The organism is Pseudoalteromonas sp. A41-2, from assembly GCF_015767615.1.
GTDB lineage: Bacteria > Pseudomonadota > Gammaproteobacteria > Enterobacterales > Alteromonadaceae > Pseudoalteromonas > Pseudoalteromonas lipolytica.
In genome coordinates this window covers 2,362,919-2,387,461 of record NZ_CP065231.1, presented here as the reverse complement: position 1 = coordinate 2,387,461, position 24,543 = coordinate 2,362,919, and the positions used below count along the sequence as shown (strand labels likewise).

Here is a 24,543-nt window from a genome sequence, read left to right as displayed (position 1 = left end):
AAAAGCTAGCAAAAAATTGTAACTCAGTTAAAAAAAGTACAAAAAAAAGGGCAAAAAATGCCCTTAGTTTATGAAAATAGATAAGTATTTCTATTTAGCGGGTAATACGGTGCCTTCAACTCTGCCGAAGCCAATACGTGCAAAACCTTCTTTTTCACACCAGCCACGCATAATAACGTTGTCACCATCTTCTAAGAAAGTACGTTGTTCACCGTTCTCAAGTGTGATTTTTTCTTTACCACCACGTGAAAGCTCTAATAAAGAACCCGCTTCTTCGTGCTCTGGGCCAGATTGCGTACCCGAACCTAGCATGTCACCAGGTTGGAAGTTACAGCCGTTTACCGTGTGGTGTGTGACCATTTGTGCCACTGTCCAGTATGAGTGCTTGAAGCTTGATTTAGAAACTAGCGTTGGAGCGTGACCTTCTTTACGCATTTTTTCAGTTTCAATTTGCACATCCATCTTAATATCGAACGCGCCAAATTCACGGTTGTGCGTCGATTCTAAGTAGTCCATTGGTTGCGGATCATTTTCATCGCGCGTCCACTGTGTTCTATACGGTGCAAGTGCTTCTGTTGTTACAATCCATGGTGAGACAGTTGATGCAAAGTTTTTCGCAAGGAATGGACCTAAAGGTTGGTATTCCCATGCTTGCAAGTCACGTGCTGACCAGTCATTGAATACACAGAAACCAAATACATGGTTTTCAGCGTTTTCGATGGCAATTGCATCGCCCAGCTCGTTACCTTTACCTAAGTAAATACCGAGCTCTAATTCGTAATCTAGGCGTTTACACGGGCCAAATGAAGGTACTTCAGCGTCAGGTGCTTTTGTTTGACCATTTGGACGGTGGAATGTTTGACCTGATACATCAATCGATGAAGAACGACCATGATAGCCAATGGGTACCCATTTATAGTTAGGCAGTAAAGGATTATCAGGACGGAATAAGCTGCCGACAGCCGTTGCATGGTAGATAGAGGTATAAAAGTCTGTGTAATCACCAATGCGACATGGCAGTGCAAATTCTATATCAGCCTGTGCAATGAGGGCGTCAGTAAGCTGAGCTTGCTCTTTGGCGCCTTCGCGAAGTGCGTTTGATAATGCAAGACGCAGTGCAGACCAGTATTGCTGACCTAAACCCATAAACTCATTAAGCGTTGCTTTGCTAGCCGCTGCAACAGCAACCTGTGCATCACCTGAGAAGATACCAAGTTCATTCACTTTCGCTAAATCAATTACTTGATCGCCAATAGCAACGGCACCACGAAACGCTTCGTCTGAGTTTTTACGACGAACTTCTGCGAATGGTAAGTTTTGAATCGGGAAGTCACAGTTCGCTTCGTTTGCTGAACTCACCCAGCTTTTTAAATTAATATCATGGGTTTCGTTAATTAGGCTCATACTCTTTCCTTATTAGTTCGCGCTGATGTGTTAGATAGTGATATGGAGGCAATCTGCGCAATTTAAACAGTTACGTTGAAAACAGAAATCAAAACGACAAAAAGCAGCGTGTTAAACACGCTGCTTTTTTGGTTACGTGTGGTTTAGATTACACCACGACGCTCTTGATCACGTTCAATAGACTCAAACAATGCTTGGAAATTACCTTCACCAAAACCACCGTCGTCTACACGTTGGATCATCTCAATAAAGATAGGACCAAAAAGGTTCTTCGAGAAGATTTGTAACAAGTAGCAGTTTTCGCTCTGGCTATCGACAAGAATTTGGTGCTCACGGATTTTTTCTTTGTCTTCTTTAACCCAAGGTACACGGTCAAAAATGGTGTCGTAGTACTCAGGGATGATATCTAGCGTTGCAATTGTTGATTGGTCTAGCTTATCAAGTGAACCTACTAGGTCATTCGTTAGGAATGCTAAGTGTTGTACACCCGGACCATTGTACTCATTTAGGTACTCATCGATTTGGTTGTTGTTGTTATCTTTACCTTCGTTGATTGGAATAGAGAAGGTTCCGCACGGTGATTTAAGTGCATAAGATAATAACGCTGTTTTTTGACCTTTAATGTCGAAATAGCGAACTTCAGTAAAACCAAATACATTTTTATAGAAGTTAGCCCATGTTTCCATGGTGCCTTTGTAGACGTTATTTGTTAAATGGTCGATACGAAGGAAGCCCTTGTCTTCAACAACGTTTTGCTCTTCTAAGTCTTCGAAATCAGACTCATAGATTGAACCTTTGTCACCAAATTGTTCGATGAAGTAGATTAAGCTGTCACCAATACCGTAAATTGCAGGGTAAGGTAAGTCTTTGTGTGCTGAATCAGTGGCAGGTTTTGCGCCACGTTCAACCGCTACTTCAAATGCTTTTTGAGCATTCTCTACACGCCAACCCATTGAACAGATTGCTGGGCCGTGGCTTTTAGCAAATTCGGCCGAGAAACCTTCACGCTCATTGTTTAGTAAGAAATGAATGTCGTGCTGGTTATAGTAAACAATGTCTTTACCTTTGAATTTTTTGAGTTTCGAGAAACCAAAATCAGTAAATACTTTGTCCATGTAATCTGCATCAGGTGTTGCGTATTCAGTGAATTCAATGCCCACTAAACCTAACGGATTATTTACTTCGCTCATTGTCATTACTCCCGCAATTATAAGCACTGCGCTAAAAAAGTTATTGTTGTGTAATGAGCGGATGATTAACCAGAAAACCGATAAGGGGAAGATCTGAGGCTTATTTAGCGACGGTGTGTTTTGTAAATTAAATGGGACAATGATTTTAATTTCAACAATCACCCTAGGCTTAAGCAAATAGAAGGCTTAATAGGACGCATGATGCACACTGTTTTTTTGTTATTAAGCTTTTGAATTTAAATGCTTTAAATGCTTTTTTAAAAGGAGTTAAAAAGGCCAATATTGGCCTTTTTATTTAGCTTGTGTGTATTAATTAGTTTACACTTTGGCGTTGTTTGTTAAAAAACTTACTGCGTTGTTGTAACCACGGATTATTCATTATGTGTGGTGCCGTTTGGTAATGACGTTCAACAACGTTATTTAAGATGCGTGTTGAGCGGACATAATTCAATTGTTGTTTTGCTGCGCCTAAGGTGGCTATTTCATTGTCTGTCATGGCTCGGCCTGCAAACAGCAGCGCATTTAAATACCCAGGCTCCGTTTCATAGTCATTATCGGTCAGCAGTAAGGTTGCTTTATCAATCGCCCAGCGCTGGTTTATTTCGCCTTCGTCTTTCACACCGATAAGCTTACCATCTAGGTAAATTTTTAGTGCTCCGTTAGTCGGCGCTGCATAGAATACAAAAGCAAGGCGATGCCACTCACCAGCGTTTAGGTTACCAAAGTAACCACTCTTAGTTGTAGCAATACCTATCGCGTTAGCTTTATTCGTATATAAGTCGGCATCGCTTATATTGGTGATATCGGTTTGTAACAGAGCGCGCCATTGTTGACTGCTTTGTTCAGGCCACAGTAAATCCATGACGAGTGTGTAATCGGCAATCAATCCGTCATTGGTAAAGTCGCCATTGGCAGCACTATTTGCTGTTAGTAGTAAGCCTTGACTTGGACTGTGCCGAGAAAACGCTAATACCCCTGATATACCGTCTTTTAAATCAGCAATTTGTAATGCGCTGGTCGTCGAAAATTGGCTGTTTTCTTCTCCCCAATTACGTTGTTCTGGGTCGAAGAAGTTAAGAGTTGCGGGACCTAAGTCACTTTTAAACCCTTGGCTTGGATCATTAAAATTCCAGACAGTGACTACATCCTCATTTTCGCAGGCACTCAGTGTATTCTCTGTGTCTAAATATAAACACTGGCTGGTACGAAAACGGGCATAGTTATCCAGTATCCACCAACTTTCGGCCAATAAATTTGCCTCTAATGCTGGCACAGTCGGGAAGAATAAGGTGCTATTGAGGGCAGGGCCTTTAAAAAGTGCCACTTGATACTGTGCAGCATCGTCAATACTCGCGGGGGCTAAGTAAACCCACTCAGGTTGGCTTTGTACCATGGCTTTAAGCTCAGCGCCTGTGACATTGACTTGGTAAATTGCATTGAAGCCTGATGTATTTGAGGGTTGGCGCTCAACTTTAAACGCAGCATGAAAATCTTCTTGTGTGAGTGTGCCGGGCAACCAGCGATCTTGTACTTGGCTTGCATCAAAAAGGGCTGCATCAATAGCTGCAAATTGTTGTTTTGTTGCTTTCGCTGTGAGCAGGGCTACTTCCTCAGCGCTTGGGTAGTTTTCAGACACGGCAATTTCGGTATTGGCGTCGGGGGCATAGCGGCCCATAATTTCGTCTATTGCTGTTTTTGTGTTTGTGCTAACTGTCATTATGTCGCTGGTCGACACCGTATTGTAATCAACATCGGTGATACTTTTATCTTTAAGGTCGAAGGTTAAGGTTAAATCGGTTAGACCTTGGGCAAAAAAGTTTGGCTGAATTACAAGACTGCCGTTTTCGAGAGTTTGATAATTTTCGCCGCCATGGGTGTGCCCACCGAGCACTAAGTCAATGCCAGATACAGTGGTAGCAATACGCGTATCAGTGCCTTCCCCAAGGTGGCTTACCATCACCATGTAGTCTACGTCTTGTCGATATTGATTAACGATTTGCTCTGCCACTTCTTGCCATTGCCAGTTCATTTTGAAGTTAGCAATAAAATCTGGAATTGGATCATCTTCAATCGGATTATCAAGCTCATTCCATGGCACTGAAGTCATGCCAAAAAAACCAATACGCAGACAGCCTACCTTTACCACTGAAAAATCAACCGCTGCAAATTCAATGTCGGCATTACCGTCGTATTCCGTGTTGCTGGCAAGCACAATGGCATTGTCGTCATCGGCAAAATCAAGTAATTGCTCAGGACCCCAGGCGTAATCGTGATTACCAATAACCCTCACATCAAATGCCATTGCTTTAATGGCTTCAACCGTAGCTAAGCCTTGCGATGTTTGTTCAGCAACCGTGCCTTTTTCATAGTCATCCCCACCATTCGTAAAGAGGGTGTTTGGGTTCGCTTGCTTTGCATTGTCGTAATAACTGCGGATACGACTAAAAAGCTGCTCTTTAAACCCAAAGCGAGCATGTAAGTCAGCTACATGGATAAAGCGGACGGTTTGTGATGTTGCATTCTCATCACATTGTTCACCAATCGTTTTACTGACCGCAGGCACACTGCGCGACTTTAAAGCAAATGTGCCAAACTCAGTGATTTGACTGACTGCAAAGTCATCGTCATTTTTTATTGTCGTAAGGGGCTGCCATTGCTCATTTTTTAAAATTACGATGCTAAAAACAACATCAGTTTGTTGCTCTGGTAGCTTAATCGCTAAGGTTAGTGGGTCTGAAAAAACCACATTATTCGGTCTGAATGTATAGCGCGCAGAGACAATGCCTTGGTCAGTATCGGTAGGTGTCGCAGCTGTTGATGTATACGTGAAGGTTGTGTCTGTTGTGACGGTATTCTTTGGGGCTGTGAGAATGACTTTGCCATTATCAAACTGCTCAGTTAAGCCATTATCGGCAGAAATAATTAACCCGGTTTGAGTCGGGGGGACTGCTGTTTCTTTTGTTGTTTTGTCACCCCCGCAGGCTGCGAGTAATGAAATAGTTAAAAAAACTGACAGTTGAATTAAAAAGCGCAATGTAACGTCCTTGCCGATATACCGATTAACGTTGGATTATTGTATCAGTATTGAGGACGGGGAAGTAGCCTTTAGAAAGAAAATCCCCACAGCAGGCGCTGTGGGGAAACGTATTATTGCTTTTCAGCAGTCACTTCTAGCTCTTCTGCAAGAATGTGTTCTTGTGTGTGAGGCGCATGCTGACCTTCAGCACCGTGCATCCACTTAACAAGTTTATCGCTTAATAAGTACATGATGACAGCAGAGATGATTGCTGTCGCACCTAAACCAATAAAGATACCCATTGCATTTTCAACAGCCGCTTCGCCTTCACCTAGGAAAGAACCTACGAAACCAGCAATCTTGTTTGCAACAGCTGTACACAGGAACCAAATACCCATAAGCATTGACGCTAAACGCAGTGGTGCTAGTTTACTTACCATTGATAAACCAATTGGTGATAAACATAGCTCACCTAATGTATGGAATAAGTAAAATAACACGAGCCACATCATGCTGATTTGCAGGTTATCGCCTTGACCTTGCGTCATTAGTGCCAAAATCATGGTGATAAAGCCAAGTGCTAAGAAGATAAGTGCAATAGCAAACTTAACAGGTGAGTTAGGCTCACGCTTATCAAGTTTTAACCAAATAATGGCAACGAGCGGTGCAAATACAATGATGAAAATAGAGTTTAACGATTGGAACCAAGATGCAGGTACTTCAAAGTCAAATAGCATACGGTTAGTGTAGTCGTTGGCAAATAGGTTCATAAGACCACCTGCTTGCTCAAACCCCATCCAGAAGATGATACTGAATACACTCATTGTGAAGATAACTTTAATACGGTCAGTTTCCACTTTAGTCAGTGGCTCTTTCGTGTTTGATTCTGATTGTGCTTGTGAAAGCTTAGCAGAAGGAACCACACCGATATCGCCTAGGTATTTGTTGCTCAGTGCAAGTTGCATTAGTACAGAGATCACCATACCGATACCTGCCACTACAAAGCCCCATTGCCAGCCCATTGATGCAGCAGCATAGCCAGCGATAAGTGGGCCAAGCGCACCCCCTAAGTTGATACCCATATAGAAAATAGTGAACGCGCCATCACGACGTTGATCACCTTCTTTATATAGATCACCTACCATTGTTGAGATGTTTGGCTTAAATAAACCATTACCTAAACACAGTAGTGTTAAACCAAGATAGAAAACGTTTTCTTCTTGGCCTGCTAAATAGCTGTGAGGAATACCCATGGTAAAATGGCCAGCAGCCATTAATAAACCACCGAGGATAATTGCTTTACGCTGACCTAGCACGTTATCAGCTAACCAACCACCAAGTAATGGCGTAATATAAACAGCCATAGTGAAGGTACCATAAAGGCTCAATGCATCAGCATTTGACCAACCAAAACCACCTTCTTGAACAAGTGCAACTAAGTACAGCACTAAAATGGCACGCATGCCGTAATAACCAAATCGTTCCCACATTTCTGTGCCGAACAACAGGAATAACCCCTTAGGATGCCCTAAAAAGTCACCTGCTTTAGGTAATGAACTCATATTTACTTCCTAACTTTAAGTTTTTGTTGAGGCCTTATTATTTTTGCATTGGTCGTTCTGTGTATTTTATTGTTGAACGGGCGGCCATGTGTGTGATGCAGCTAAGATAATGGTTTGTTGTTCAAGTTATGAACTTGAGGGTAAGAGACACACCCTTATCCTAGCTACATGCGCGCTACAGTATACATAGACCTTCAGTTCAGGGGAAGGGTTATAGGCCAGTGTTTAGTAGCTTTGGTAAGGTACAACAGGCTTTCCAGGGAAGGTCAGTTCACTATAAACCGGCTTAAAGTAGTACCTAAAATAGAACTGTGCATAGTTTGGTTCGTAAAAATCTGCACGATCTAAATTTAAATATCCGCCAAAAAACCAATGGGGTGTAAAACGGTATTCAAAACTGGCTCCTAAGTTATAAGAAAGCCCATTACTTTTATCATCTTCAAAAATAGGCGTCACTCCGGTTACGTCTGTTTGCGCGTGTGCTTGAGCCTGCAAAAGAGCATCGTTCGGGAAAAATTCAATTTCGTCAGTCGTTGTTGTTGACCACGATACACCCGCACGAAGACGATAAATAAAATTGTGACCAATTCGGTGATCATAAACCACGGGAAAAGAAGCCCCTAAGTAGTTTTGCGGGCTGTAATAGCCACCATGACCCCACGTTTCTTCACTTAAATTATATTTATAAGACCAGTGTAATAGGTTAATGCCCAAGCTTAACTCTTGATCCCGCTGTCGGATGGCTCGGTAGTAACTGCCCCCCATAAGACTGTAACTTTGATTGTCTTTAACGTTTTTACCTTTGAGCAATTGATAGTTTGTGCTGCCCCAAAATCCCCAGTCGAGTCCTAGATCGTGAGAAAGGCTGAGCTGAAGTTGTGTAGCGCGTACGCCACCCCACACTTGGTTAGTGAATACATCTTCTAGACCCGCATACGATAAAACTGAGCTGGTGACAGGGCGTTTATTCACTGTAACACCATAGCCAAAATCACCAATATCGCCGTTGTAATCAATGCCCCAAACAATGTCCTCAACTAAAAAGCCCAGTGGGGTCGTGCCAATATCAAAGCGCCACTGTTCGTTTTGCCACGCAAGGCCAATATCGATACCTTGTTGCTTCGGCTTAATGCTGGTCAATGGGCAATCGAAAATACACAACGCACCTTGTCCGTAGCGGCTACCCGCGAAGGTTTCATCAAAACGTGTTTCTTGACTTGAAATCGTCATCGGATCGAGCTTTACAATACCGGTGCCACCAAAAAGCGGGAAACCAGCCTCTATGGGAGTGGCGCCTGCCCCTAATGATGACTCATTTTGAGTACTGGTTTGGCTGCTAAGGTTGATGGCCGCAGTAATATACGCCTGCTCATTGCGCTCAATACGCTGCAACTGGCGTTTCGCATTATTGACGTACCAAGGTGCATCGTCGTTCAGCGCGTAAAGCGCATAATTTTGTTCATCACTGAGAGTGGTCTGGTTGTGTGTTTGCGGGGCGATTGCAGTACGATACCAATTCTCTGCACGGGTAGTTTGTTCAAGCGAATCGGCAACGGATGCCGCTTGATAATAAAGCTCGGCATTATTGTTTGACTTGGCGAGTAATTGTTGAGCGAGCTTGAGGGCTTTTGACTGGTTTTCAACATTACCGAGGGCAGCCATTAGCTGTTGTTGGCGGTATGCCTCTTGTGCATTAACAGCATGGACCTGTTCTGCAATGATGTGATCCGCTAAAAGGTGCTCACCTTGCTCTCGACTTAATTTAGCAACTGCCAATGCGGTATCAATCGAAACACTGAATCCGGCCGCAGTGTGTTGTTGGTATCGGTTGATTGCAGCGTTGCCTTCACTTTGTTCAATATACGCAGTGATAAGGGCTTCAGCTAATTGGGGATTATTATTGTGTTGCTGATCGAGTGAGCTCAGTTTTGCAATACGACGTTGTCCTTGCTCAAAGGTGTTAATGTAGTTAATTTGCAAAGCTAACCACTGCGCTTGCTCGGCCTCAGTTGCCTTAGTGGGTAATTGGTAATGCGCAAGCCATGTGTCGGTGTCTGCTTGATTAGCGCTTTCGATAAGCCAGCCACCATAGAGCATATGCCAGTAAGGGTTGAGACTTGGATCGCGCGTAAGCGCCTTCTTTAACTGTCGAATAGCATAGTTATTTTCATTAATTTGTCGCCACTGAGTTGCCAGCTCTGCCTGCATAAGCGGGGTGAGTGGTTGCGCTTCTAATTCCGTGAGTTTATAAATAATTGTAGCTTTATTCGTTGCCGTATTATTTGTCGCGAGTTTTTCAAGTTTGGCATTAATACTCAGTTGCTCAGTTAATACATTAATTTGCTCAGTGCGTGCGTTATTTGGAATATAATCAAGGGTTGCTAATGCCCCCTCGTAGTCATTCAATGAGCGTAAAAACAAAGCATGGCTGTAGCGAAGCTCAGCATCAAGAGGGAATTGCCATAAGGTTTTTTTGTAAAGAGCTTTGGCATGATCAACCAACCCCTGTTGTTGGTATAAGTTTGCTAGATCATAGTACAACCAACTTTGGCGCGGGCTTTGTTTTATGGCGACTAATAAGCGTTGTACTGCTCCATCGAGGTCTCCTTTGGCGGTTAATTCATCGGCTTGTTCACGTAATTGCTGAGTTTGTAAAAGTGTATAATCTTGGGCTATAAGCGCTTGCTGCTGAGTGCTTAAGCCATTATAAAACTGATGGCTTCTCGTATAATTACCATCTGACGCACTGAGGCGAAGCATTGCGCTTAGGGTCGACTCTGCCAGAGGATCGTTTTTTAATACTTGCTTATACAAATTCATAGCCGTTTGATATTGACCACTTTGTTCAGCAAGTTGTGCGCGGTAAAACAGCACGGTGTCTGGGTCTTCATCGAGAGTGTCGGCTAAATTTAGCTTAAGTTCAGCACGTTTAAAGTGTGATGCACTGAGTGCCGATTTTGCCTCATCGATGTACTGCCAAAATCGTGCTGTGTTTGCTAAGCCTTTTAATACGGTAATACGATTTACATCTGTGCTGAATTGTTGTGCTTTTTTAAAAAAGTTGTAAGCCTGCTCATTATTGCCTTGCCGAAGATTAAGCAAACCCAAACTATTATAGATTTCTGGGTCTGTTGGACGCCCTGATAACGCAGAATTAAAATACCTCTGTGCTTTTGAAAAATCTTTCTTTTCAAGTGCTTGGTTGCCTCTAACCCACGCTTTGTAGGCAGGATCTGCAAGCTTTCTTTGCTCTGCTTGGTATTTTTTTTCAAAATCACTAAATTGTAACTGCCCCTTACTGCTTTTTGGGTACGCTTCAAAATAACGTGCATAGGCACGCATGGTTTGTTGGGTAAGCGGCATGTCTTCGAGTGCTGAAAGCCAAGCAAATTCGGCTTCTACACCATATTGATTACTGTGTGCGTAGTGACTTAGCAGGTCAATCGCGTGTGCATTTTCAGGATTTTTCTTAATAAGATGACGGGCATAAGCCAACTCAAAACGGCCGCTATTTGGGTAGCGTTTCATTAAAGAACGATACCCCCTTAGGGCGTGTTGATATTGGCTGCTGTCTTGGGCTAGCCAATTAATATGCTCAAGCTCGAACTCGATATTCGGATAAGTCGATTTAAATAACGTATTGTAAATTTTAACTGCTGCAGCATATTGACCCGCACGCGCACGCAGGCGAGCCTGTTGAATCGTGGCTTTATCTTCGTTATTTACTCTGGCCAAAAGCGCAAGGCTGTCAACACAGGGGTGGGGCTGTTGAGCAATACCTGCAAGCAAGTTGTTGGCTTGCTCTGTTTCTTTCAGCGCATACAGCACGCGTATCTCTGCACACTGCACTTGCGTGTCTTTAGGCGCGATACTCAACAGCTTATCTAAACTATTGGTCATAAGTTCAGTGTCTAGCTCTATCTCACCGAGTTGCACTTGGCTTATTAACCAATCAATAGATTGGGTATCAAGGCTGTTTTGTGTCGAAGAGGCGATTGCACTCGGACTTGCTATAATTGCAGCAAGTAACCATTTTATTGGCATTTAGCACTCCAGTTCGTAATGAGTTCGCCATTTTTATTAATGCTGAAGCGTTTGCTTAATGCGCTCGTGCCAAATAAATACAACACACTGTCATAGTAGCGGCTACTAATAAAACCGGTGTCCATCATCATTTGCTGTTGTAATGCGGTGATTGATTGCGATGCATTCTCTGCCGCTAAAAATGGCAACAGTGCAGCCCCAAAGCCAATAGGTCCCGTACCTGATACTTTCCCCGTGACAGCCTGTGTTTCTAGGGGCACTTTGCCTGAAGAAACAATGTGCTCAACCATGGGGGTTAATTGTTTCATTAATGCTGATTTGTAAGGCGCATCTTCAGCCATCAAACTGGCCCATAAATAAACCCGTATTGCATTATAACTTCCCAGAGCAGGTGCGTGTTTATCATGAAAAAAGCCTTGCTCTGCATTGTAATTAACCCAGTCAGGGCTAAACCCTTTAGCGGCTGTGCTAATAAGCATATTGGCAGAGTTGTCATGCAATTGCTGCCAAGGAGAGTGCGGATAAAGTTCAGCAAATTGCTTAAGGATAAACAGTGGGGCATAGCTTGGATTAAGCTTCCAAGTGTTTCCGTCCTTAAAGCCATTAGGTCCAGGCAGTAATGTAATCCCCAGTTTAGGAAGCTGTGCGGTTTCTTCACGAATAATACGTTCTGCAAGCACACTGCTTAGCACTGCATAGCGCCTGTCTTGCCATAGTTTGGCTGCTTGAGAGAGAGTGTATGCTATCCATAAATCAGAGTCAGAGGCTGGGTTTGAATCTAAAATTTTACCTTCACCTTCCTTTATACCCCATTTCCATGCAGGCAGGCGCGTACTTAAATCGCCTTCAGAAAGATTAACTTCCGTCCACTCTAATAATGTATCAAAGCTGGCTTGATCGTTGGCAACTAAGGCGAAGAAAAGTGAATATGATTGACCCTCCGATGTCGTTATATCATATTCGCTGCCTAAATCGATAACACGTCCTTTAGGCGAAATAAAATGCGTTTTAAACGTATTCCACTGTGGCCACGCTGCACAGGTTAATTGTGCAAAAGCGGGTGTTGAAAATGCTAAAACGAATAGCAAAGAAGCAAGAGTTTTCATTATGCTTTATCTCCTTCAGATAAACGTTTCTTTGTTAACAACATTAATAGTCGCCATAACATAAATGAAATGAGCAGTAGGGTAAGAATTGATAAAATAGCCAACAACAAAGGTTGGTCTGAAAAATGGAACCAAATTAGCGTGTGGATTGGCACGTGGCCAACAAAATACTGGTCATCGGTTTTTATGGTTTTAATGCCTTGGTTATTAATAATTGCAGAGCTACCCATTATTTGTGATGTTTTCGCGTTATCTAATAGTGCATCTGTAAGCAATGAGTAAGCATTGTCGTTAGTGGCAATTAAAGACACTACTGAGCGGTCAGAATCAAAAGGCGATTGGAAACCAGATATAATGGCTAAACGGCCCAAACTCCGTATATTGACTTTAATTTTTTCGGCATCGGTACTGTCATAAGCACCATTATAAATAGCTTGATCGACAATACGTTGATTATTATCAATCAATACACTGAGAGAGCTGTTTTCGGCGACCGAGCTTAAAAATGAATCTGGTTTACCAATAATGACAATATCTTTGTCAGCAAAATCTAGCTGACTACTTGGAAATTGAATACTCAAACGATGAGCAGGATAACCGGTAATCGCCCCTAAATGGCCTGTAAAATTCAGCAGTAAGCTAATCGCATTTGTAGAGCTATTAGCCTCCATCACTAAAGTGCTTTGATGTAAATCGGCATATTTCGTAAAGGGGAAACCGCCACTCGCAAATGCTCGTAAATTGGGTAAAGCAATATAGTGATGGAAGTTACTCACATCAATTGTAGAGCTGCCATCGATAGCACCAAATTCGCCACCGGCAGGAATCGCACTGCATTCGCCTGTTTTTACAACGGCAAAGTTAAAGTCATAAGTGAGTTGATTGTTAGTGGTTAAATCAAGCCCTGTTAGCTCAAAATCTTGGCGTGATTGGCTCGGGTTTATGTCTGATAATAGCGGCAGTAAGGTTTGCGTAGTAATGGTTTTACCATGGTCGTTCTCAAGAATAAAACCATCTACAAATTTGCCATTTATAAGCATATTTAAGCGCGACAACATGCCATGCTCAACAGGGGTATTGCGGTAGTTTAGCGTAATGGGAATGCCATTTTCGCGCCATGTAAATAAGTCGGGCGCAAAGCGTAAGTCTAAACGGACAGGTTGTCCACGAAAGCCTTGTGATTGTAATTGGGTCGGGTATTCGATAAATTCATCAAAACTCACAGCACGGTCTGAACGAACCCACAGCGGCGCATCGTAAGCTTTTCTTAAAGGCAGGCTGGCAATTGCGTCAACGGTGGCGCTTCGACCTGTCATGACTTTATAGCCAAACACTAATCCAACAACTGCCTCTTTTAATTGCTCTGTGTTTTTGCCTAACACTAATAAAACTTTTGCATAGCGATGTGTCGGGCTGCTGATGATTTCGATTGTTGGCTTATCGACATCGGGATAATTTAGTAAAAAGTCAGGCTTATTATCATTGGTTGCAAACACCACACTATGCTCAGTGGGCGTACTATTGATATGGACAGGAAACTGCGCTTTACGCCATTTCGCTTGCGCACCAAAAAAACTTGATAGTGCAGCGGCAGCTTCCAGTGTTGGCTCATCGGGTTGCGAAGAAAAAATAAATGGCAATGTCAGCTTGGTGTAATCACGCGAGTCAAAAAACGGCGCCGGGAAATACTCAAGTAAACTTTCAAGTGCAAGTGATTGTCTCTCAATGCTGATATGACTACTTTTGCCAATTTCTGCCCAAATTGTTTTACTGTAATCGTCTTGGCACACTAAATCGTAGTAACCGATGAGTTCAAAACGCACTTGGTTAAAATCTTTAATTAGCTTGGGATTAAGCGCAACACTGTGCTCGGCTACACTGCCGAGTACCGTATTTTTATCGTCAATAGGTAATACAGTGACTAAGTTTTCATTGAAAAATATTTTTAGATGCGAGACTCGGCCTATTAAAGAAGGTGAGTAAGTATATGAAAAGTTGAGCGTTAACTTTTTCCCGAGCCTGTCTAAACGGTTGGTAAACTCAACACGTGTATTACTACTCACGCCATCGAGTTTAAACTTACTAAGCCCTAATTGTTCAAAACTGAGCGTTAAACTCTCGACAGGGGCACTTTCAGGGTAACCATCATCAAAAATAGATTTATCAGGGAGTGGCTCTGCGCTCATAGCCCAGCCAGATAAACTGAGAGTGCCAACTGCTAATAACAAGGTTAATAGTGATTTCATCATGATGGTTTAAACGCTTTTGTTGGTTTTTTAGGTAATAACGAGGCCACAAAATATAAGACCTGCGATACAAATACAATGACGGGTCTTAATTCATTTGGAGCGTGGAAAATCAAGTTCTTAAAGCCTCGAAGGCTGGTGTAAAATACATTTGAAAAACTGTATGACGGTTTATCGTGTTTAAAGTTTTCTTGCCAATCAAGCCAGGCATCTGCACGAGAGAAGGTGCATTGAATAAACGCTTTTTGTTTTTCTAAATCTAGATCACGAAGCGTTAAGCCCAATTGTTTGTCGCGTGTGTTGCAAATGTAGGTGGCAAATGAATACTGCTTAAAGCCTCGGCTCATTAGTAGTTCAACTTTATCGTTTACACGGCACAGGTGGCTATGTTCTGTTTCAAGCCCGACGCCGTTATCAGAGTAATCGGTGATTTTGACCTTTATCGTGTGTCCGTTGGCTAATCTAATTGCAGCAGGGAAGTTAGCTTTAATTCGGTGTGAGCTACGTACTTGTTTTGCTTCAGCTGCAACGGCAACCGCAGCACCCAGAATTATAACGTTGTAGCTTGCCCATAACATACTGATAATTAACACACCTATCTGTGATGTATCACCAAAAAAGAGTCTGAATACGCCATAAGTCATGCCGATAACATTGATAAGTAAAAGGATGATGTAAGGCCTTGAAATAGTCCAGTCGTAATGATCGGTGTCGTTTAATCCCCCTTTTTCAGTCACATTAAACTTTCCTTTATTAGGGTTAATTAACGCAACTGTGGTGGGTTTTAAAATATACCACGCAAGAACAGACTCATAGACCTCCCCCCAAAAAGAGTAACGATACTTACCTTGAATACGAGAGTTAGTAATTTTTACCTGCAATAATGTTGGCACTATATATAAGAAAATAGCCACAAAAGGCGCATAGATAATTTGTGCATTGAAGTAAATTAGTGCAAGCGGGGCCGTTAAAAAGACAATGCGAGGGATACCAGATAAAAAGTGTAACATTGCATTGAGATAACAGAGTCGTTGAGCAATATTCAGGCCTTTACCAAACAACGGGTTATCTAAGCGGAAAATTTGCGCCATCCCTCGTGCCCAGCGAATTCTTTGACCCACATGTGCCGATAAACTGTCAGTAGCCAACCCTGCAGCTTGTGGAATATTGATATAGGTGGTTTTGTAGCCTGCACGCTGCATTCTTAATGCAGTGTGAGCATCTTCGGTGACGGTTTCAACGGCAAAACCGCCTATTTCTTCAAGCGCACTTCGCCTGAGTACAGCACACGAACCACAGAAAAATGTAGCGTCCCACATGTCATTTCCGTCTTGAATTAAGCCATAAAACAGCATGTTTTCATTCGGGATTTTTCGATGGTTTTTTAAATTTCGTTCAAATGGATCCGCAGAGAAAAAGTGATGTGGAGTCTGCACTAGACACACTTTGCTGTCGTTAAGAAATTGCCCCATAGTCATTTGTAAGAAAGAGCGGGCAGGGATGTGATCGCAGTCAAAAATAGCGATATATTCGCCCTGTGTCACTTTCATAGCCTGATTCATATTACCCGCTTTAGCGTGATTATTGTCTGAGCGAGTTAGGTAGCCAACCCCAATTTGTCTTGCAAATTCAGCGAATTCAGGACGCTTACCATCATCTAAAATGTAGATGTTTAACTTATCAGCAGGCCAGTCGATGCTTTGGGCAGCAATAGTGGTAGGTTTAACGACACTTAATGGCTCATTGTAAGTCGGAATATAAATGTCGACGGTTGGCCACGTTGACGTGTCTTCATTAAGTGGTAAAGGCTTACGTTTTAGTGGGTTAATGGTTTGAAAAAAGCCTAAAATAAGCACCAGCCACGCATAGCTTTCAGCTAATAATAAGCCAATACCTAACGCTAATGCGACGGGGTCATCCCAGTTAAGCGTGTCGGTGTAGCGCCACCATAAATAACGTGTTGATGTTGTGACTGCCAGCGTGATCATGGTGATGGTGGCCATCTGTCCTTCAACGCGCCTTAGCGAGTAGGCAACGATAAGCAGTAAACTAATGAACACCGCTTGTGCTTCGATACTGAAAGGCACCGTGACAAAAACTGCCACAGCAAAAATGAGTATGGTGAAAAACGCGATTTTCAGTATGCGATTGTTCCAAATTTCAGCTTTACTAATACGCTGGTAAGATTCTGCTGATGGGTTTGTTTTAGCAAACAGCCAAAGTCGCTTAAATGCACGCACTAATTTTTTGTCGACAAGGCGCAGTATTCTGAGTGAATGCTTTATTTTTCGCCATGTTTTACGCTGCTCATAGCTTATCTGTGCCTGTGATGTTGTTGTGGTGTTGAACAAGGCTAAATAAATACTTTGCAATAAAATGCGTACACAGTTACTGGGTGTGACAACGGGGCGCGTTACATGCGGATAAAAGTACTTTAACTTTTGTTTTATTTGGTTTTTTCTGTTTTTGTCCAGTTTTATAAACAAGGATAAAAATAACACCAAAAAAGGCAGAATAAATGCCCCAAGTAGGCTTATTTTATGCTGATTAAAGTAGCCATGAAATTTAAAAAACACAAAACGAGTTATCTTCTTTGTAAATAAGAAGCCTAAGCAGGTTTTGATGATACGTTCAGGTAATTTCATTGCTGTTGGCTTATGATTCATTATTGTTTGCACGACTAACGAGCCAACCGGCTAAGGTTTCAAAGTCATCGTTGGCAACACTGTATGGAGCACAATTAATCGCCACATTACGAAATGCGGTTGCTTCCATGATAGCTTCGTCTTTGTTGATGTATAAAGGCGCAAAAAGAGGTAATTCAGATTGCCATAGCTGTAATAAGTCAGACTCTAATTCAGACGCTGAATTAAAACGATTAGTCAAGAAGTAGTGCTGCCACGATGAACCAGACTGCTTTAAAAAATTCAGTTGCTTATACATCAAACTATGGCATATGGCGTCACAATTGATGACTTCAAGAAAAATATCTTCAGAGTCAAGCGGGTATTCAAGTGCATTAATATGTGCAGGGCAATCAAATAAGAACCACGCGTCATCGCTGTCATGAAGTTGCTGGCAATGATTTATTATATCTTTAAAGCTGCTTTTTGTGTTTGAGCCACTTCCGTACGGTAAGAACGTGACGCCGTCATTATCTTGATGGAACTGCTCACTGGCAGATGCAAAATCGGCGTAATCACTCCATCCTAGTAAATGGTCCCATGCAAGCCCTAGGTGTAAGCCTATGTCGCTTTTAGGATCGAGATCTATTACATAGACTGTTTCATGTGATTTTCTTAAAGCACACGCAAGGTTTGCCACTACCGATGTGGTTCCAGTACCTCCTTTTATCCCTTTCACGAAAATCTTTTTCATTCTTTAGTATGTGCTTTTGTTAAATAATTTATCTTGTTGTGTATCTTTAATAGATAAAGCGATATCTTTAATTAAAGGATATTTATCGATCGTTTGACGGTTTTTTTCAACGTCGACTATTTCAATATAACCTTGATTTTTTCCGCCAAATTGGCGTAATAAATTGTCAATGTCATTTTTTGTTAAAACAGTTGATTTTTTAAATGCAAAGTCATTCATCTAATAGACCTATAACGGCAAAAACTGAATTTAATTTGTCTACGATACATGGACATAAGCCGCATTATATATAGAATAGCGCTTAAAACTAGCGCTAAAGTATCTTTTAAAAGGATTTTCTGGTGCCCCATTTACAAATTACAGGATTACAAAACGCTTACTCAGCGCTCAAGCGCTGTGCAAATTATGCACTGTTGGCATCTTTAGACAATCAGTTATTAGAGTTAGTAAGACACCTATTAGCTAGTAATAAAGACCCTGTTTTCCTGCTCTCTGAGCACGTTGAGGTGTTTTTTGAGAGTGAAAATAACACGCTATTATTTAGCCTTTTTGAGCAAGGTTTGCTGCATCCTTTTCATTTACATCACGATGCAAATTTAGCAAAAAACTTACATTTCTCTCGCGGCGTGATTCAGGAATTAAAACAATATAAAGAGCTTCGAAATAGTACACTGATTTTACACTTGGATTCAGAGCTGCTAGTACCTCTTACTGAAGCGCAATTAACTAAAAAGCTCGGGTTTTACCGTGATTTATCTATTGCTAAAAACGTAACAGTTATATTCTTGATTTCGGGCTCGCGTATTAGTGATGTAAGGCGCCAGTTTCTGGCTTTAAATACGCTTTTTGATGGCCAAATTTTTATTACTCAAGAAGCCTCAATTCGTACCTTAGAATATGACTATTGGAGCCATAAAGATGGCGTAATTGCGGGTCATTCTATAAATTGTGAGCTTTTGCAGGGGCAATTGAGCGTTTTTGATGCTCATTTAGAAGAGTCGAATGAGCAAACATCATCGCAACAAGGATTAGATGAAGATGAGGTATGGCTTGTTAAACATGCGTTGCCGCAAGGGACGAAGTTACCGCTGTCTTATAAAATAGTCGAAGATAATAATGCACTGTATAAACTAGGCCTTACAAAAAAAGCTGCTACATTAGTGTTTTCGGTAACGCGCTACACTGATTTGTCTGCATTGGCTGGTGAGTGCTTTTCGCTTCGCAAACAATGTGGTCGAAAGTTAAAGCTAGTCATTCAAAATGTAGATGGCATTATTCGCCATCAAGATGAGTGCCTCTTTTTAACGTTAGGCGTGAACCTTATTTTATACAGTTTCTCTGAGCCTTCGCGGTTACAATCACAAATTCAATCAATCCAAGGATTCCAGTTTTCAAGACCACTTCCTAACTCAATTGATGAGGTATTGAAATACAGTGAAAACGTACTGACTAAAGGGTATCTGCCGATAAATAAATTTGTTGAACAAGTTGCTAAGCATAGTGACTCAGCTGCAAATTTAGGTGTTAGCGGGGTGCTTGTTATGTTACAACTTTTACCCCGTATAGATGCAATACACCCGCTGCATTTGTTTCATGTAAAACGTGAAGGGGATATTTTTAGCTTTGCTGACGATTATATTTACCTGTATTTACATGCGTGTCGTGAGCATGACGTAGAAAGTGCGATTAAGCATTTATTTAAGCTTGAAATTAGCGACTTTTTTATGTCGAAAAATGTGATTGCAGATCATTTCTACATTCAGCAAGAATGCCGTCATCTGCAGCGCAGGTATACCAATGTTGACGTGCCTGATTACACCGAGCAATTAAAAGAAAATGTCAGTTATGTTTTTGATGCTAAAACAGCTGATATTTCTTCATTGAATAAGGAGACTCCTGAATTTAAAAAGGTGATTAGGCCTATCTCTAAACCCGTAAAAGTAACTTTAAAAGGTGAGCAAATATGAGTTTAAATCAGTTCTTTATTACTTTTATTATCGCTTTATTATTGGGGGTTTTGATTAGTAATACAGGTAAAATCTTGTTTAAAAAAATAGTAAGCATTTACCGTACATTGACTTTTAGGCATGTGTTATTAACGCCCTATACTCCCAAAAAACAGAAAAAGGATTCTCAGTGAGGCTTTCAGGATTAGGTGTTTGGAACTTATACTTTTTAGTAAAGTTTTTTCTTTATAGTCGTGGTGATATTTCATTTGATCTCGTCGCAAATTTAGCGTTTTTTGCTTTTTTAGCCGTGTCATTTCAAATCAAATGGTTAACGTATTTAAAACAGAGTATCAGTGTCGTAGTTGGGGCTGCACTTTTGTATCACGATTCGTGGCTCCCCCCCATTTCACGTTTAACTAAACAAGCTGAAAATGTACAAGACTTCAGCTTTGCTTACTTTGCGGAGATTGCGACGCGAGTGATCAGTGTTGATATATTACTGGGGCTGTTTGTTTTAGTCGTGGTGTATTGGTATTCAGTAAAATGGATACGCTACACCAGTATTTCAGTGGTCGGGTTTATTTACGTTTATTGGCTGAGTGCGACGACAGTAACAGATACACTCTCAACCCCTGTGGTTGTGAATAATCAATCAACGAAAAAACAGGTACCTGTCGCAGTGTCGAGTTCGTCACCACAAAAAACGTTTGATCAACAACTCGATGATTTTTATCAGCAACAAACTCAACTAAAAAGCCAATTTCCGACTAATTTCAATGGACAACCCTTTGACGTGGTTGTGCTTAATATTTGCTCTTTGGCCACTGCGGACCTGGACGCCATTGGTGTGAGACCGCGTGATTTATTTGATAACTTTGATATTTTGTTTAGTAATTTTAATTCAGCAACCTCATACAGTGGTCCTGCAGCAATAAGGTTACTGCGTGCGAGTTGTGGGCAAACTCCTCAAGACCAATTGTTTAAACCTGTAGCTAAAGAGTGTCAATTATTTAGTAACTTATCGCAGCTAGGTTACAACACGAGCGTGGCATTAAATCATGATGGTCATTTTGATGACTTTATTGGCTTGATCAAACAATACGGTGGCGTGTCAGTGCCTAATTTGGATTTTAGTCAATTTCAAGCTGCGCAATATGGTTTCGATGGAAAGCCTATTTATTCAGATGCCGCTATCTTAAGTAATTGGTTGGAGAGCCATAAAAATACCAAGCAGCCACGTGCGCTTTATTACAACACGATTAGCTTGCATGATGGTAATCAGCTAGCGGGCCGCTCTCGCATGAATAGCCTAAAGAGTTATCCAATTCGCCAGCAGCATTTATTTAGTGATATTGATGACTTTATTAGTCAGCTTGAAAGAGAAGGGCGCAATGTACTGTTAATGGTTGTGCCTGAACATGGCGCAGCATTAGAGGGTGATAAACTACAATTTGCAGGTCTTCGTGAAATCCCAAGCCCGTCAATTGTGTCTGTACCCACTGCCGTGAAGTTTATTGGTCCTGATGTTAAACACAGCGGTTTGAATGATGTACAACAGACGATGAGCTATTTTTCGTTGTCTGAACTTATCAATAACACCATGAAACTGGATGTATTTGCGGGTACGGTGCCTGTTAAGCGTGTGCTTGATAATTTACCAAGTGCTCCGGTAGTCGCTGAAAACCAAGATACCGTTATGATGTACATTAAAGGACAGCCTTATATCCAATTAGATGGCCAAGAGTGGACCAAGTACCCAAGCAATTGAGTTTTTTGCACACGTTTGTCCAAAAATCTTTACAATAGACTACCCAGAAATGGGGAGTTAGCGTATTATTCTCATACTATAGGTTCCCGTTCTTTGAGGATGTAATGCGTTTAGATATTCACTGTGCCGACCGAATTGGTATCGCACAAGAAATTCTCAATATTTTGGTAAGTTACCAGGTCGATTTAAAAGGTATCGAAGTTGATTCGGTTAATTGCCGAATGTATGTGAGTTTTCCACCGATAGAGTTTGAGCAGTTTCAAAAAATTATGCCATCAATTCGTTTAATTGATGGCGTAAAAGATGTGCGAACAACTGCATTCTTACCTTCTGAGCGAGAACATAATGAGCTAAATACACTGCTGAGAGCCTTGCCCGACGGCGTTATTTCTATAGACGCAAAAGGATGGGTGCGTTTATGTAATGATGCAGCATGCCGTGATTTACAGTTATCAGAAAAAGAAGTCATTGGCGCTAATATAAATAATTTATTGAAAGGCTTTAACTTCACCCGCTGGCTTGAGGGTAAAGAAGTATTAGGACAAACCACGCGTGTTGAAGTGGCAGGTGAAGACTTTATTGCCGATATTCTGCCTATTTCAGTTCCCCAAGGCGTTGAAGGGGATGTGCTTGCAGGTGCTGTTATTAATATTAAATCGCAAAGCCGTCTTGGTCAGCAGGTCAGTGCTTTTCGTCGTTATGGGCAAGAAAGTTTTGCCACTATTCATAACTTTAGTACTGCTATGCGTCGTGTTGTCAGAGAAGCACGGAAAATGGCGCAACTCGAAGCACCTATTTTAATAACCGGTGAAACAGGTACGGGTAAAGAGCTTTTAGCGCGTGCTTGCCACTATGCGTCTAATCGTTCTGTAAAACCTTTTATTGCTTTATCGTGCGCCTCGTTACCAGATGATGTTGCTGAATCTGAACTGTTTGGCTATGCAGGTTACGAGGAAAATGCAGCCCCAAAACGAGGCGTGTTAGAGCAGGCTGATGGCGGCACCGTATTCTTAGATGAAGTGGGTGAAATGTCGACTCAGTTGCAGACTAAGTTATTACGCTTTTTGCAGGATGGAACTTTTAGAAAAGTAGGCGATGAAAACGAAGTTAAAGTGAATGTTCGTATTATTGCGGCGACTCAAAAAGATTTGCCAGCCATGGTTCAAGAAGGCACCTTCAGAGAAGATCTTTACTATCGTATCAACGTTTTGACTCTTGAAATAGCGCCACTTCGTGATAGAAAAGCGGATGTGGGTCCACTTGCTGAGCATTTTATTCAAAAATACGCTCAGCAAAACGGTCATTCGGTGCCTGTTTTATCGGAAGAATGTTTACGGTTTTTACAGGATTATCCGTGGCCGGGTAATGTGCGACAATTAGAAAACGCGATTTATCGCGCTGTTTCATTGTTAGATGATAATGAGCTTAGAATTGAGCATTTACAATTACCAACATTTACACATGATTTAGGCTATTTGGAGTCAGACTTTGAGGGCACACTTGACCAAGCCGTAAAACGCTTTGAAGCCACGTTACTTCGTAAGTTGTATCCGGCGTATCCAAGTTCTCGTCAGCTAGCGAAGCGTTTAGGGTTAAGCCATACCGCGGTGGCTAATAAGCTTAGAGATTACGGCATTAATCGTAAAACGGTGAAAGTGTAATTACCCTATGGGCACTATTGTTTAGTGCCCATGTCTTTTGTGACGCCATCAATGGCGATGTTTTTTATACCCTCGTTATCAAATTTAATAACAATACTGATATTGTTGCGCGCAAAAAAGTAGTCTCGGTTATCTAGGCTTATCACATAATCGCCCTTGACTGCTTCAGAAAACTGACGTTTTTCTAATGCCAGAGTGTGCTCGCCAATTTGCCAACGAAACCCTTCGAAGAACCCATTATTAAATTCCTGTACCCATATTTGTTGCTCATCTTTACTTAATGTAATGGCGACAGAGTAAGACTCAGGCAACGACATATCATAGGTTTTATTACCAATGGTGAATTTCTCTGTGTCTTGTTGCCAGCCAAAACCAAACTTAAAGGGTTTCTCAACCCCGGTAGGGTAACTTAAAGTCCCTTCGCCCGGGTAATTAAAATCAGCAAAGGCAGATTGAGTATATAAGCTTGCAGTCAACAAGGCCGCTAAATTAATAAATTTCATTAGATTATTCTTTTTTTATACTAATATATGCACAGATTAGAGCAGAATATTCGCCATAGCAATATGCTGTGATACACTTTGCTCATTAACAACTGGTTAGACCTTTATCGTGAACCTCTATTTCCGACTCATTTTATTGTTTTTTAAAATTAAACGTAATCGTGATTACCAAGACTTACTTGATACGATTGATATTGAATTTAAAGCATTACCCACTGATTGTGATATAAATTTTCATCTGACTAACTCTCGGTATTTAGGCATCATGGATTTAGCGCGTACTTGGATGACTGAGCGGGTTGGATTGTTGCAGCATATTATGAAGCGTCGTTGGTTTCCAATCGTTAACGCAACGGCAATCACCTACATTCGAGACATTAAACCGATGCAAAAATACACAGTAAGCACGCGTTTAGTCGGATGGGATCATAAGTATTTTTATATTGAGCAAAAGTTTCATTCAGAGCGTGGCTTACATGCCATTGCTTATGTACGCGGTGTATTCAAGCGTAAGAAAGGAGTGGTTAGTGTTGAAGAAATGCTTGAAGTTGCTGGGTTTAAAGGTGTTGCGCCTATTTTACCGGCAGAGATAATGCATTGGAAAGAAATGCTTGAGCAAAAAAAGATCACTAATCAATGATGTTAATACGCTGCCAAAACACTCACTATTAGCACGTATAAGTATAATGCTCAAAGTAAAAAAAATGCCAGCGATT

At 41.5% G+C, this 24,543-nt stretch carries 15 protein-coding genes; 4 read left to right on the top strand and 11 right to left on the bottom strand.

The features are described 5' to 3' along the window. Nucleotides 1-90 precede the first annotated feature (90 nt). The 10 genes from fahA to bcsR all read right to left on the bottom strand — a co-directional run bounded on the left by fahA (nt 91) and on the right by bcsR (nt 18,165). Nucleotides 91-1,404, bottom strand: coding sequence for a fumarylacetoacetase (gene fahA, locus IT970_RS10840; RefSeq protein ID WP_065978848.1), 1,314 nt, complete (start codon nt 1,402-1,404; stop codon nt 91-93). 143 nt (nt 1,405-1,547) lie between these two features. Further along, a complete protein-coding gene (gene hppD, locus IT970_RS10835) occupies nt 1,548-2,594 on the bottom strand; it encodes a 4-hydroxyphenylpyruvate dioxygenase (RefSeq protein WP_036969124.1) in 1,047 nt (348 codons plus the stop codon). 313 nt (nt 2,595-2,907) lie between these two features. Further along, nucleotides 2,908-5,628: a metallophosphoesterase gene (locus IT970_RS10830; protein ID WP_074989561.1), complete on the bottom strand. Its 2,721-nt coding sequence runs from the start codon at nt 5,626-5,628 to the stop codon at nt 2,908-2,910. Nucleotides 5,629-5,741: 113 nt separating this feature from the next. Further along, the gene (locus IT970_RS10825) at nt 5,742-7,172 is read right to left on the bottom strand and encodes a peptide MFS transporter (RefSeq protein ID WP_036966954.1); all 1,431 of its coding nucleotides are present in this window, start codon (nt 7,170-7,172) and stop codon (nt 5,742-5,744) included. A gap of 225 nt (nt 7,173-7,397) precedes the next feature. Then, nucleotides 7,398-11,216 (bottom strand): cellulose synthase subunit BcsC-related outer membrane protein, encoded by a 3,819-nt coding sequence (locus tag IT970_RS10820; protein ID WP_182395168.1) that lies wholly within the window; start codon nt 11,214-11,216, stop codon nt 7,398-7,400. Beyond that, nucleotides 11,207-12,322 (bottom strand): cellulose synthase complex periplasmic endoglucanase BcsZ, encoded by a 1,116-nt coding sequence (gene bcsZ / locus IT970_RS10815; protein ID WP_065978851.1) that lies wholly within the window; start codon nt 12,320-12,322, stop codon nt 11,207-11,209. The genes IT970_RS10820 and bcsZ overlap by 10 nt, the downstream gene beginning before the upstream one ends. Next, nucleotides 12,322-14,571, bottom strand: coding sequence for a cellulose biosynthesis cyclic di-GMP-binding regulatory protein BcsB (gene bcsB / locus IT970_RS10810; protein WP_182395166.1), 2,250 nt, complete (start codon nt 14,569-14,571; stop codon nt 12,322-12,324). Before bcsB ends, bcsZ begins: the two co-directional genes overlap by 1 nt. Next, entirely contained in the window at nt 14,568-17,234 is a 2,667-nt protein-coding gene (gene bcsA, locus IT970_RS10805; protein ID WP_081759708.1) for a UDP-forming cellulose synthase catalytic subunit, read from the bottom strand. The genes bcsB and bcsA overlap by 4 nt, the downstream gene beginning before the upstream one ends. After that, complete coding sequence (bcsQ, locus tag IT970_RS10800; protein ID WP_036966968.1) at nt 17,224-17,946, bottom strand: cellulose biosynthesis protein BcsQ; 723 nt, start codon at nt 17,944-17,946, stop codon at nt 17,224-17,226. Before bcsQ ends, bcsA begins: the two co-directional genes overlap by 11 nt. 3 nt (nt 17,947-17,949) lie before the next feature. Further along, complete coding sequence (gene bcsR, locus IT970_RS10795; protein ID WP_036966971.1) at nt 17,950-18,165, bottom strand: BcsR/BcsP family cellulose biosynthesis protein; 216 nt, start codon at nt 18,163-18,165, stop codon at nt 17,950-17,952. 122 nt (nt 18,166-18,287) lie between these two features. Between bcsR and bcsE the strand changes: the two genes are divergently transcribed. The 3 genes from bcsE to tyrR all read left to right on the top strand — a co-directional run bounded on the left by bcsE (nt 18,288) and on the right by tyrR (nt 23,324). Further along, nucleotides 18,288-19,913 carry a cellulose biosynthesis protein BcsE gene (gene bcsE / locus IT970_RS10790; RefSeq protein WP_036966973.1) on the top strand — a complete coding sequence of 542 codons (1,626 nt, stop codon included), beginning with the start codon at nt 18,288-18,290 and terminating at the stop codon, nt 19,911-19,913. Between the two features lie 169 nt (nt 19,914-20,082). Next, nucleotides 20,083-21,663 carry a cellulose biosynthesis protein BcsG gene (gene bcsG, locus IT970_RS10785; RefSeq protein WP_065978854.1) on the top strand — a complete coding sequence of 527 codons (1,581 nt, stop codon included), beginning with the start codon at nt 20,083-20,085 and terminating at the stop codon, nt 21,661-21,663. Between the two features lie 104 nt (nt 21,664-21,767). After that, entirely contained in the window at nt 21,768-23,324 is a 1,557-nt protein-coding gene (tyrR, locus tag IT970_RS10780) for a transcriptional regulator TyrR (protein WP_036966980.1), read from the top strand. A gap of 14 nt (nt 23,325-23,338) precedes the next feature. On the opposite strand, the gene IT970_RS10775 is transcribed toward tyrR, so the two are convergent. Further along, nucleotides 23,339-23,827: a hypothetical protein gene (locus tag IT970_RS10775; RefSeq protein WP_036966984.1), complete on the bottom strand. Its 489-nt coding sequence runs from the start codon at nt 23,825-23,827 to the stop codon at nt 23,339-23,341. 109 nt (nt 23,828-23,936) lie between these two features. Here IT970_RS10775 and IT970_RS10770 point away from each other — a divergent pair, with 109 nt between their 5' ends. Further along, nucleotides 23,937-24,467, top strand: coding sequence for a thioesterase family protein (locus IT970_RS10770; protein WP_036966987.1), 531 nt, complete (start codon nt 23,937-23,939; stop codon nt 24,465-24,467). Nucleotides 24,468-24,543: the final 76 nt, after the last annotated feature.

Excerpts from the sequence above, each read along its gene's own strand:
- bcsZ (WP_065978851.1), bottom strand. The coding sequence starts at position 12,322 with ATGAAAACTCTTGCTTCTTTGCTATTCGTTTTAGCATTTTCAACACCC.
- bcsR (WP_036966971.1), bottom strand. The coding sequence starts at position 18,165 with ATGAATGACTTTGCATTTAAAAAATCAACTGTTTTAACAAAAAATGAC.
- IT970_RS10825 (WP_036966954.1), bottom strand. The coding sequence starts at position 7,172 with ATGAGTTCATTACCTAAAGCAGGTGACTTTTTAGGGCATCCTAAGGGG.
- bcsB (WP_182395166.1), bottom strand. The coding sequence starts at position 14,571 with ATGATGAAATCACTATTAACCTTGTTATTAGCAGTTGGCACTCTCAGT.
- hppD (WP_036969124.1), bottom strand. The coding sequence starts at position 2,594 with ATGAGCGAAGTAAATAATCCGTTAGGTTTAGTGGGCATTGAATTCACT.
- fahA (WP_065978848.1), bottom strand. The coding sequence starts at position 1,404 with ATGAGCCTAATTAACGAAACCCATGATATTAATTTAAAAAGCTGGGTG.
- bcsQ (WP_036966968.1), bottom strand. The coding sequence starts at position 17,946 with ATGAAAAAGATTTTCGTGAAAGGGATAAAAGGAGGTACTGGAACCACA.
- IT970_RS10820 (WP_182395168.1), bottom strand. The coding sequence starts at position 11,216 with ATGCCAATAAAATGGTTACTTGCTGCAATTATAGCAAGTCCGAGTGCA.
- tyrR (WP_036966980.1), top strand. The coding sequence starts at position 21,768 with ATGCGTTTAGATATTCACTGTGCCGACCGAATTGGTATCGCACAAGAA.
- IT970_RS10775 (WP_036966984.1), bottom strand. The coding sequence starts at position 23,827 with ATGAAATTTATTAATTTAGCGGCCTTGTTGACTGCAAGCTTATATACT.
- bcsA (WP_081759708.1), bottom strand. The coding sequence starts at position 17,234 with ATGAATCATAAGCCAACAGCAATGAAATTACCTGAACGTATCATCAAA.